The sequence below is a fragment of the Paenibacillus typhae genome (assembly GCF_900099765.1).
Taxonomy (GTDB): domain Bacteria; phylum Bacillota; class Bacilli; order Paenibacillales; family Paenibacillaceae; genus Paenibacillus_AQ; species Paenibacillus_AQ typhae.
In genome coordinates, this window is sequence record NZ_FNDX01000008.1 from 177,435 (window position 1) to 189,134 (window position 11,700).

Annotated in this window: 7 protein-coding genes; 5 read left to right on the top strand and 2 right to left on the bottom strand. The window is 54.0% G+C overall.

Annotated features, from left to right (window positions below):
* Window positions 1–4: 4 nt before the first annotated feature.
* Together BLR64_RS09960 and BLR64_RS09965 are read right to left on the bottom strand one after the other, a co-directional pair.
* Window positions 5–889, bottom strand: a complete 885-nt coding sequence (locus tag BLR64_RS09960) for an OmpA/MotB family protein (RefSeq protein ID WP_090713963.1) — start codon at window positions 887–889, stop codon at window positions 5–7.
* Window positions 886–1,665, bottom strand: a complete 780-nt coding sequence (locus tag BLR64_RS09965; RefSeq protein WP_090713964.1) for a flagellar motor protein — start codon at window positions 1,663–1,665, stop codon at window positions 886–888. Before BLR64_RS09965 ends, BLR64_RS09960 begins: the two co-directional genes overlap by 4 nt.
* A gap of 178 nt (window positions 1,666–1,843) precedes the next feature.
* Here BLR64_RS09965 and uvrB point away from each other — a divergent pair, with 178 nt between their 5' ends.
* The 5 genes from uvrB to galU all read left to right on the top strand — a co-directional run bounded on the left by uvrB (window position 1,844) and on the right by galU (window position 11,664).
* A complete protein-coding gene (gene uvrB, locus BLR64_RS09970; RefSeq protein WP_090713965.1) occupies window positions 1,844–3,835 on the top strand; it encodes an excinuclease ABC subunit UvrB in 1,992 nt (663 codons plus the stop codon).
* A 604-nt stretch (window positions 3,836–4,439) separates the two neighbouring features.
* The gene (uvrA, locus tag BLR64_RS09975) at window positions 4,440–7,316 is read left to right on the top strand and encodes an excinuclease ABC subunit UvrA (protein WP_090713966.1); all 2,877 of its coding nucleotides are present in this window, start codon (window positions 4,440–4,442) and stop codon (window positions 7,314–7,316) included.
* Between the two features lie 274 nt (window positions 7,317–7,590).
* Window positions 7,591–7,800, top strand: a complete 210-nt coding sequence (locus tag BLR64_RS09980) for a hypothetical protein (RefSeq protein WP_090713967.1) — start codon at window positions 7,591–7,593, stop codon at window positions 7,798–7,800.
* Between the two features lie 242 nt (window positions 7,801–8,042).
* The gene (locus tag BLR64_RS09985; protein WP_090713968.1) at window positions 8,043–10,562 is read left to right on the top strand and encodes a U32 family peptidase; all 2,520 of its coding nucleotides are present in this window, start codon (window positions 8,043–8,045) and stop codon (window positions 10,560–10,562) included.
* Between the two features lie 211 nt (window positions 10,563–10,773).
* The gene (galU, locus tag BLR64_RS09990) at window positions 10,774–11,664 is read left to right on the top strand and encodes a UTP--glucose-1-phosphate uridylyltransferase GalU (RefSeq protein WP_090713969.1); all 891 of its coding nucleotides are present in this window, start codon (window positions 10,774–10,776) and stop codon (window positions 11,662–11,664) included.
* The last annotated feature ends 36 nt before the right edge of the window (window positions 11,665–11,700 follow it).

Genomic DNA, 11,700 nt, shown 5'->3' on the forward strand with positions numbered 1-11,700 from the left:
TCCGTTATTCCTCTTCCTGCAGCTGCCGGAGCACGATCAGCTCCACCCGGCGGTTTCTCTGGCGTCCCTCGGCGGTAGCATTGTCATAAGCAGGCCGGGTGTCGGCATATCCCGCATACTGAAAGGTTCTGGGATCAAGCCCTTCGCTGTCCAGGAAAAAACGCAGAACTGAAAGCGCGCGCGCCCCCGAAAGATCCCAGTTGTCGTTATACTGTGAGCCGGCAGATACAGGTGTATTATCAGTATGGCCCTCGATGCTGATGGATGCGCCTATGCCGCTGAATAAACCCGAGAGCTGCCGGAGCGCCGGAAAAGCAGGCGGCTTCAGCTCAGCCCGGCCGACATCGAACAGAAAGCGGTCGCTGAGCGTAATGGCAATGCCCTGCGGCTTGTCCGCCACAAAGATCTGGTCGCCAAGATTATTGTCCTCAACATAAGCTGTAATTACATCCATGAGCGCATTAAGCTTGGCTTCCTGTTCGCGGAAAGCAAGCTCGCGCGCTGACGGCGGTTCATTCCCGTCCTGTTCTTCTGCCGAAGGTGCTTCACCAGTACCGCTGCCCGCATTGCCAGTTCCTCCGTTTCCGGAATCACTTACCCCATTCCCGCTGCCATCGTTTTGCCCGCCTGCGGAAGGAGGGTCCTGGATTCCATTCTCTCCGTCCAGTATACCGCTTCCTCCATCCAGTACAGGGTTGCCGCTCCGGAACGTTTCAGACAGTGAGCCTGTTACAATCCTGTATTTCTCGGTATCCAGACTGCTCATCGCATACATAACGACGAAAAAAATCAGCAGCAGCGTAATCAGATCCGCATAGGTAATCATCCAGCGGTCCCGGGGCTCGTGCTGTCCATCCGCTTTGCGGGTGCGCCGGTTCCTCTGCTTCATGACAGGCCTCTGAAGGATCTCTCTATATAGGGTGAATCTGCGATAAAGGAGCCCAGCTTCTTGCGCACCAGATGCGGAGGATCACCATTCTGCAGGGACAGTATGCCGACCAGCAGCATCTCCATGCTGCTTAGCTCTGCACTGGCGCGGGATTTGATTTTGGAGGCGATGGGTAAAAAGATTAGATTGGCGCTGGCTACACCATACAGTGTCGCTGTAAAAGCGACTGCGATGGATGAACCAAGACCTGACGGATCGGAAAGGCTACTGAGCACATGAATAAGTCCCATGACGGTTCCGATAATCCCCATGGTCGGGGCGTACCCGCCTGCAGCTTCAAAAATTTTGGCATAACCTTCATATTTCAGCTCTTTGGCATCCATATCCAGCTCCAGAATCTGGCGTACCTGGTCCGGATCGGTGCCGTCGACGATAAGCAGCAGCCCTTCACGGGTAAAGGGATCGGGATGCTCCTCCGCCTGCTTTTCCAGTGCAAGAACACCGCCCCTCCGTGTAATGGCTGCCATCGAGATCAGCTCCTGGGCCTTATCTAAATTGGTATCAGGCTGTCTGCCAAAAGCCAGGCGCAGCGCAGCGGGAACAGAGCGCAGTCTGGAGGCGGGAAAGCTGATCAGCACCGCAGCCAGCGTACCTCCGAATACAATCAGGGCGGCGTTTGGCTGAAGCAGTCCTGACAGGTTGCCGCCTTCCCAGAAAAAACCGCCGATAAGCGCGGCCAGTCCGGCCAGGAGGCCGATGATTGAGGTAATATCCATAGGATCAGTCTCCTTAGATTTCTATATAATATGGTTTGCATCCATGTAGGCAACACTGTATAATAAACGGGAACACGCATTCTTATCTTCCATATTTTTAAACGGTATGGGATTAGCGCAAACAGACCACAATTATAGTATATTAATATATTTTAGACGATAGAGGGGAGACGGGCAAATGAGTGATATTGTCGTCAGTACGAAGACTTTTAAACTGGAGTCCGAGTATACACCCCAGGGCGATCAGCCTCATGCCATAGAAGAATTAGTGAACGGCATCCGGCAGGGCAAGAAACACCAGACGCTGCTGGGAGCAACGGGTACAGGCAAGACCTTTACCATTGCACAAATGATTTCCAAGCTTAACCGTCCTACGCTGGTTATTGCGCATAACAAGACGCTTGCTGCACAGCTTGCCAGTGAGTTCAAGGAGTTTTTTCCAAGCAATTCCGTCGATTACTTCGTCAGTTACTACGATTACTACCAGCCCGAAGCCTACATTCCCTCCTCCGACACTTACATCGAGAAAGATTCCAGCATTAATGAAGAGATAGATAAGCTGCGCCACTCGGCAACGAGCTCTTTGTTTGAACGGCGTGACGTTATTATTGTGGCAAGCGTATCGTGTATTTACGGTCTCGGATCGCCGCAGGAATACGGTAGCCTTCTGCTCTCCTTACGTGTCGGAATGGAGAAGCCGCGCAACCAGATTCTGAGCCGGCTGGTGGATATCCAGTACCAGCGCAATGATATGAACTTCGTGCGCGGTACCTTCCGCGTACGCGGTGATGTCATCGAAATCTTCCCGGCTTCCCAGGGCGAGCACGCCATCCGGGTTGAGCTGTTCGGGGATGAGATTGAACGGATCACCGAAATTGATGTGCTGACCGGGGAGCTGATCGGCGAGCGCGATCATATTGCGATTTTTCCGGCCTCTCACTTTGTTACCCAGGAAGAGACGATGCGAGTCGCCCTGGTCAATATTGAGCGGGAGCTGGAGGAGCGTCTGGCCGTTCTGCGGGATGCAGGCAAGCTGCTTGAGGCGCAGCGGCTGGAACAGCGGACACGCTACGATATTGAGATGATGAAGGAGGTCGGCTTCTGCTCCGGGATCGAGAACTATTCAGGGCCGCTGACCTTCCGTGAACCGGGAGCTACCCCGTACACGCTGCTGGATTACTTCCCGGACGACATGCTGATTGTAATTGATGAGTCCCATGTAACGCTGCCGCAGATCCGGGCCATGTATAACGGTGACCGGGCGCGTAAGACCGTACTTGTTGAGCACGGCTTCCGCCTGCCGTCTGCGCTGGATAACCGGCCGCTGCAGTTTGAGGAGTTCGAAGACAAGGTGAACCAGATTGTGTACGTCTCGGCAACGCCGGGGCCTTACGAAATGGAACATTGCGAGACAATGGTACAGCAGATCATCCGGCCTACCGGCCTGCTCGATCCTATTATCGAGGTCCGGCCGACGGAAGGCCAGATCGATGATCTGATCAATGAGATCCGTGAACGTGTAGCACGGGACGAACGGGTACTAGTGACCACGCTGACCAAGAAGATGTCGGAGGATCTGACCGATTACTTCAAGGAAATCGGCATCAAGGTCCGCTATATGCACTCCGACATCAAGACGCTCGAACGGATGGCCATCCTGCGCGATCTCCGGCTCGGTACGTTCCATGTCCTTGTGGGTATTAACTTGTTAAGAGAGGGTCTCGACCTTCCCGAAGTATCTCTGGTTGCTATTCTTGACGCTGATAAGGAGGGCTTCCTCCGTTCGGAGCGTTCCCTGATCCAGACAATCGGCCGTGCGGCCCGTAACTCGGGCGGCCGGGTCATTATGTACGGGGACCGTATTACCGAGTCGATGGAGAAGGCCATCAGTGAAACCGAGCGCCGCCGCGCCATTCAGATCGCTTATAACGAGAAGCACGGTATTACACCAACGACGATCAACAAGAAGGTCCGTGAGATCATCGAGGCCACCAAGGTGGCCGAATCCAAGGCCGAGTACCTCACCGGTGCCGGAGGCAAGCTGAGCAAGAAAGACAAGCAGAGCCTGATGCAGCGTCTGGAGGCAGAGATGAAGGACGCCGCCAAGAACCTGCAATTCGAGCGCGCCGCTGAGCTGCGCGACGCATTGCTGGAGCTGCGCGCCGAGTAAGGTCACACCACGTATTCAACAGAACGGCTCTTTCCCGGCCGTTCTTTTTAGATAAGCAGAACACATTAATGCGCTATGTATTTGCGCATCCCGAAGGGACAGCTCCGCAGTTGAAGCTCTTGGCGCATTCCGGAGGAACAGCCCTGCAGTTAAGGTGCTTTGCGCATTCCGAAGGAACAGCCCCCGGAGCGCCTAAAGTTCAAGCGGTCCCGCAGGGACAAGCAATCCCAGCACCGCAGTAACTAAGTCCGGCTAACCCGGCTCCCTTGCCAACCTTGCGGGTGTCCAGAGGGTGCAACCCTTGGGGCCCTCCCTTGGCTAAGGGAGGGTTTGGGAGGGATCGAAAATGTTTTCCCAAAATATTTCCGCATTTTATATTTTGGAAGGAACAGCCCCCCGGAGCGCCGAAGTTCCAGCGGTCCCGCAGGGACAAGCGATCCCAGCACCGCAGTAACTAAGTCCGGCTAACCCAACTCCCTCGCCAAACCTTGCGGGTGTCCAGAGGGTGCAACCCTTGGGGCCCTCCCTTGGCAAGGGAGGGTTTGGGAGGGATCGAAAATGTTTTCCCAAAATATTTCCGCATTTAAAATTGGAGGTTTTACCGTTGGCGAACGAAAACATAATCATCAAAGGCGCGCGAGCGCACAATCTCAAGAACATCGACGTAACGATCCCGCGGGACCGCTTCGTTGTGCTGACGGGACTTAGCGGCTCCGGCAAATCATCGCTGGCGTTCGATACGATCTATGCCGAAGGACAACGGCGTTACGTGGAGTCTCTTTCCGCGTATGCCCGCCAGTTCCTCGGCCAGATGGAGAAGCCGGATGTCGATTCCATCGACGGCCTGTCCCCGGCAATTTCAATTGACCAGAAGACAACCAGCCGCAACCCGCGTTCGACGGTGGGAACAGTAACCGAAATCTATGATTACCTGCGCCTGCTGTTTGCCCGGATCGGCCGTCCGCATTGCCCGGATCACGGTATCGAGATTACCTCGCAGACCGTTGAGCAGATGGTGGACCGGATTATGCAGTATCCGGAGAAGACCCGGCTGCAAATCCTAGCCCCGGTTATTTCTGGCCGCAAAGGCGAGCATAAAGGACTGTTCAGCGACATTTCCAAGCAGGGCTTTGTCCGCGTACGGGTGGATGGAGAGCTGCGTGAGGTTACAGAAGAAATTGAGCTGGAAAAAAATAAAAAGCATACCATCGAGGTCGTCGTCGACCGTATCGTCATCAAGGACGATGTGCAGACCCGGCTGACCGATTCCCTTGAAACAGCGCTCAAGCTGTCCGGCGGCCAGATTCTGGTCGATATTATCGGCCAGGAGGAGCTGCTGTTCAGCTCGAATTTTGCTTGCCCGGTGTGCGGCTTCAGCATCGAGGAGCTGGCTCCGCGGATGTTCTCCTTCAACAGTCCTTTCGGGGCTTGCCCTGAATGTGACGGACTTGGAGTAAACATGGTAGTAGACCCGGACCTGCTGATTCCTGACCCGGAGAAGTCAGTGGAGGACGGTGCCTTTCTGGCCTGGACAGGCAGCACCTCCAACTACTACCCGCAGTTTCTGAAATCGGTCTGTGAGCATTTCAAGATTCCCCAGAACGTGCCGGTTAGCACGCTGACGCCGGAGCAGATGAACAAGCTGCTGTACGGCACAGGCAGCGAGAAGATCCGCTTCCGGTATGAAAATGATTTTGGCCAGAAGAAGGATGCGCTTGTTGCCTTCGAGGGGATTATACCGAACCTGGAACGGCGCTACCGGGATACTGCATCTGAAGGAATCCGCGAGTTTATCGAAGGCTTCATGAGCGCCAAGCCTTGTCATGTATGTAAAGGTAAACGCCTGAAGAAGGAAATCCTTGCAGTAACCATTAACGACCGGAATGTGGCGGATGTTACAGACCTGTCCATCGGGGACTGCCAGGAGTTCTTCGGAAGCCTTGTACTGAATGAAAAAGAAACAGCCATCGCCCACCTGATCCTCAAGGAGATCAGCAGCCGGCTTGGCTTCCTGGTTAATGTCGGCCTGAACTATCTGACGCTCAGCCGTGCAGCCGGTTCACTCTCCGGGGGGGAAGCGCAGCGGATCAGGCTGGCAACCCAGATCGGCTCCAGTCTGATGGGCGTCCTGTACATTCTGGATGAGCCGAGCATCGGCCTGCATCAGCGGGATAATGACCGGCTGATCTCCACTTTGGCCCATATGCGTGATCTCGGAAATACACTGATTGTAGTGGAGCATGACGAGGATACAATGATGGCTGCAGATTATATCATCGACATCGGCCCCGGCGCGGGGATTCATGGCGGCAGTGTAATTGCCCAGGGTACGCCGCAGGAGATTATGAATGATCCGAATTCCCTCACCGGCGAATATCTCAGCGGGCGCAAGTTCATTCCGGTAACCTCCAAGCGGCGGGCTACGGATGACCGCTGGATCGAAATCCGCGGCGCTAAAGAGAATAATCTGAAGAATGTTAATGTGAAGATCCCGCTGGGTGTGTTTACCGCAGTAACCGGGGTCTCCGGCTCCGGGAAGTCCTCACTGGTGAACGAGATTCTGTACAAGAGCCTTGCCCGCCAGCTGAACAGAGCCGTGAAGGTACGCCCGGGTCTGCATAAGGAAATCCGCGGCCTGGAGAATCTGGATAAGGTTATCGAGATCGACCAGTCGCCGATCGGGCGCACTCCGAGATCCAACCCGGCTACTTATACCGGCGTATTCGATGATATCCGCGACCTGTTCTCGAAGACCAACGAAGCTAAGGTGCGCGGCTTCCAGAAGGGACGCTTCAGCTTCAACGTCAAGGGCGGCCGCTGTGAGGCCTGCCGCGGGGACGGGATTATTAAGATTGAAATGCACTTCCTGCCGGATGTCTACGTGCCTTGCGAAGTATGCAAAGGCAAACGGTACAACCGGGAAACGCTGGAGGTCAAATATAAAGGCAAGAGCATTGCCGACGTATTGGAGATGACCGTAGAGGATGCAACGGAATTCTTCAAAAACATTCCGAAAATCCACCGTAAAATGCAGACCCTGCTGGATGTCGGACTCGGTTATATCAACATCGGCCAGCCTGGGACAACCCTGTCCGGCGGTGAGGCACAGCGTGTGAAGCTGGCTTCCGAGCTGTACCGCCGCAGCACAGGCAAGACGCTCTACATTCTGGATGAGCCGACAACCGGGCTGCACGTGGACGATATCGGCCGCTTGCTGGAGGTATTACACCGCCTGGTGGATTCCGGCGAATCCGTGCTGGTCATCGAGCATAACCTCGACGTCATCAAGACGGCAGACTATATCATTGATATGGGGCCGGAAGGCGGCAGCGGCGGCGGAACGGTACTGGCAACAGGCACACCGGAGAAGCTGATTACTGTCGAGGAGTCCTATACCGGCAGATACCTGAAGCCGATCCTGATCCGTGATACCGAGCGGACAGAGGCATTACAGCTTCAGGAGTCTGAGACGACGGTATAGAGCGGAGCAGCGGTTTTCTTTTGCAGATGAAATACGTTGTACATTCGAGATAAGATAGGCTGTAACACAGAACGCTGCAGACGGGTATCCGTTTGCGGCGTTCAATTAAGAAAATCACATTTATCACTAGATAAGAGCGCCGAATAATAATTTTTTACAACAATTGCAGCTTTTTTAGCGATTTTCTATTGCGCCGGGCAATTGGTAGCGATAACATAAGGGTAGATATGGATTAGATGAACCTGCTTGTCAACCCTTTTGAGGAGGTAATGCCATGCTGCTGGCAGAAGCTGCTGTGCAAGAACCGTCTAAATTTCATACCTTTGATCTCTTTATGATTGCCTTTACCATTCTGATTTTTATCGGTGTCATCCGTCTGCTCCGCGCTCCCCAGAAAAATAAATTTGCAATCGCTTTTGGTGTAGTCAGCCTGCTCGTGTTTGCCGTTTCGGATTATGCGATGATTATGAACTGGCTGAGCTGAGCTTAGAGGGTACGAGACTCGATGATGTTTGTTCAAACTTCATAATGTGCACAAGCCTAAGACTCCTTTTAACGCTGCCAGCGTGGATAAAGGTGTCTTTTTAATATATTTGACATGAATCAGCTCTGATTCTTCCAAGATAAATGTTGGCAAACGGATGGCGTACAGATGTGATATTTGATACAATTAATAAGTTAAAGGTTTGGAAATGACCCGCAAAACAGCGGTTTGGGAGGATATAAATGAACGAGCAAGGAATACGCAGAGAAGACGTGGAGCTGCTGGCTCCGGCCGGTGACTGGGATTGTATGCGTGCAGCAGTGGCGAACGGTGCGGATGCGGTCTTTTTTGGCGTAGAGAAGTTTAATGCACGGGCGAGAGCCAACAACTTCCGCATGGACGAGCTGCCGGAGATTATGGCATTTCTTCATAGCTATGGAGTGAAGGGCTTTTTGACGTTTAATATACTGGTGTTTGAAAACGAGCTGGCGGATGCCAAGGAACTGATCGACGCTTGTATCGACGCAGGCGTGGACGCAGTGATTGTGCAGGATTTGGGGCTGGTGCGGATGATTCGCGAGATTTCTCCGGACTTCCCGATTCACGGCTCGACACAAATGACGATTACTTCACCGGAAGCGGTGGAGTTCACCAAGCCTTGGGGTATGGAACGTGTGGTTCTCGGGCGTGAAAATAACCTGAAGCAGATCAAGACCATCGGGGATCAGGCCCGCCTGCCGATGGAAGTGTTTGTGCATGGTGCTCTCTGCGTTTCTTACTCCGGTCAATGCCTGACCTCGGAAATGTGGGGCGGACGGTCTGCGAACCGTGGTGAATGCGCCCAGGCCTGCCGGCTTCCGTATGATCTGATGGTGGATGGCGTTGTTCAACCGATGGGTGATGTGACCTATCTGCTGTCTCCTAAGGATCTGGCGGCGATTGACCTGATGCCTGAGCTGATTGAGGCCGGTGTAACCTCGTTCAAAATTGAGGGACGGCTCAAAAGCCCGGAATACGTGGCCAATGTGGTGAGTAAATACCGCAAGGCGATTGACCGGTATTTTGAAGGCAGCTGGTCGCCGACTTCCAAGGAGGATATGCGTGAGCTGCAGCAGAGCTTTTCCCGCGGTTTTACACATGGCTTCCTGGAAGGCACAAACAACAAGAAGCTGGTGGATGGGACTTTTCCAAAAAGCCGCGGTGTGTACATGGGAACAGTCGAGCAGATTCTGCGCGATGGCGTTGTCTGCCGCATTCATGCTCCGCTCAAACGCGGAGACGGGATTGTATTTGACGCCGGTGATCCGACCAAGAAGGAAGAAGGCGGACGCGTCTATGACCTGCGCCGCAAAGGCGTGAAGCTGGAAGGCGAAGCCGGGGAAGGCTGGATCGTTGACATCGTGCCCGGCCGTAACGATGTGGATCTGCGCAGACTGCATGTCGGTGACCGCATCTGGAAGACGAATGATCCGGCGCTCGACAAGTCGCTGCGCCAGTCCTATGAAACCGAGAAGCCGTACCGCGTCTTCCCGGTACATGTGAAGGTCGAGGGCCGCGCAGGCGAGCCGCTGGCCACCTGGTGGACCGACGTTCAGAAGAACGTTACGGTCCAAGTGAATTCGGAGCTGCTGCTGGAAGCCGCGCAGAAGCGCCCGATGGATACCGCCCTGCTGGAAGAACAATTCGGCCGCCTTGGCGGGACCGTGTTCCAGCTTGAGGCGCTTGAGTCGCACCTGGAAGGCGACGTGATCGTGCCTATGCGCGAGCTCAACAGCATCCGCCGCCAGGCGGTGGAGCTGCTTGCCGGCGAGCGCCCGAAGCCGCCCGTCTACGTGAAACGGGCGGTAGAGGTTTACGGCGACGCTGCCCGCAGGGGCGACGCCGGGGTGCGCGGTGAAGCGGAGCTAACCGCGCTGTGCCGCAGCCTGCCGCAGGTGCAGGCTGCGCTCGAAGCCGGCGTAACGAACATTTACGCCGACTTCGAGTTCATCAAGCAGTTCCCGGCAGCGGTAGACGCTGTACGGGCTGCGGGAGCCAGCATCGCGCTGGCCACGCCGCGCATCCATATGCCGGGCGAGAACGGCTACCACGCCAATATTCTACGCCTGCAGCCGGATGCCGTGCTGGTACGCAATACAGGCGCGTTGTACTACTATCTCAAGCACCGGATGGAGCACCCGGATGCTAAGCATCCGCGCCTGATCGGTGACTTCTCGCTGAATATCGCCAACCACAAAGCGGTTGACCTGTTCCTCGAAGCCGGTCTGGATACAGTAACACCTTCCTATGACCTGAACATTCAGCAGATGGTCGACCTGCTTGGACGCAGTGATACCTCGCGTATGGAGGTCGTCATTCATCAGCATCTGCCGATGTTCCACACCGAGCACTGTGTATACTGTACCTTTATGAGTGAAGGCACCAACTACACGAACTGCGGCCGCCCTTGCGAAGAGCAGCGCGCTTCTCTGCAGGACCGGATCGGCATGTCCCATCCTGTCCGTGTGGACGAAGGCTGCCGCAACACGGTATATAATGCAGTGGAGCAGTCCGGTGCAGAATATCTGAATAATTTCCGTGACCTGGGCGTATCCTCCTTCCGGGTGGAGTTCCTGGAAGAAACGCCGGAGCAGGTGGCAGAGGTCATCAGCCTTTACACCCGTGCCCTGCGTGGTGAAATCTCCGGTACCCAGGTCTGGAAGAGCCTTAAGGCGACTAATCAGCTTGGTGTAACACGCGGACAGCTGGTTAACGCTAAGTAAGTCTAAATATTATATAGAACCAGGACCGCTAAAGGGCAGTTATGTCATAGCTTGAGCGCCTCCTGGTTCTTTTTGTATAAACCGCCTTAATTCCTAACATATAACAATATAACTGCCAAAAACCTTCCTGAACTGCTATAATGAAATTTATTATGCCAAGTTTCACGAGAACTGTAGCGGCGCTAAAGAACTGAACAGAAGGAGCTATGTCATGAAAATCCGTAAAGCGATTATTCCCGCGGCTGGTCTGGGTACCCGCTTCTTGCCTGCAACCAAAGCAATGCCCAAAGAAATGCTGCCGATTGTAGACAAGCCGACGATTCAATATATTGTCGAAGAAGCCGTTGCTTCCGGGATTGAGGATATCATCATTGTAACGGGTAAGGGCAAGCGGGCAATTGAAGATCATTTCGACAATTCATTTGAGCTGGAGTTTAACCTGGCGGAGAAGCAGAAGTGGGAGCTGCTGGAGTCTGTACGCAAGTCTTCAGAGATGGCTGACATCCATTACATCCGTCAAAAAGAGCCGCGCGGCCTCGGACACGCCATCTGGTGCGCCCGCAAGTTCATCGGCAACGAGCCGTTTGCCGTGTTGCTCGGTGACGATATCGTTGAAGCAGACAAACCCTGCCTGAAGCAGATGATTGAAGTCTACGAAGAATACAAATCCTCTATTGTAGGAGTCCAACCTGTACCTTGGGAAGAGGTATCCCGCTACGGTCTCGTAGACGGTACTCAACTGGCAGACCGTGTCTATAAAGCCAACCGGCTGGTTGAAAAGCCTAAGCGTGAGGACGCTCCATCCAATCTGGCCATTCTGGGCCGTTATATCCTGACTCCGCGAATTTTTGATATGCTGGGCGAACAGCAGGTAGGAGTAGGCGGCGAAATCCAGCTTACAGATGCGATTGCACGCTTGAGTGATGTAGAGCGGATTATTGCCTATGACTTTGAAGGCAGACGTCATGACGTCGGCGAGAAGATGGGCTTTATCCAGACGACCATTCATTATGCGCTGCAGCATGAGGAGCTTAAGGACGGTTTGCTGAACTATCTCAAAGAGATTATTGATAGTGAGGCGGCGAAGGCGGCTAAGCTGTAAAGGAATAATACAATTATTTATAAGCACAGGTTACAC

Bases quoted from the DNA above. Each gene is read 5' to 3' on its own strand.
- BLR64_RS09960 (WP_090713963.1), bottom strand. From the start codon at position 889: ATGAAGCAGAGGAACCGGCGCACCCGCAAAGCGGATGGACAGCACGAG.
- BLR64_RS09965 (WP_090713964.1), bottom strand. From the start codon at position 1,665: ATGGATATTACCTCAATCATCGGCCTCCTGGCCGGACTGGCCGCGCTT.
- uvrB (WP_090713965.1), top strand. From the start codon at position 1,844: ATGAGTGATATTGTCGTCAGTACGAAGACTTTTAAACTGGAGTCCGAG.
- BLR64_RS09980 (WP_090713967.1), top strand. From the start codon at position 7,591: ATGCTGCTGGCAGAAGCTGCTGTGCAAGAACCGTCTAAATTTCATACC.
- BLR64_RS09985 (WP_090713968.1), top strand. From the start codon at position 8,043: ATGAACGAGCAAGGAATACGCAGAGAAGACGTGGAGCTGCTGGCTCCG.
- galU (WP_090713969.1), top strand. From the start codon at position 10,774: ATGAAAATCCGTAAAGCGATTATTCCCGCGGCTGGTCTGGGTACCCGC.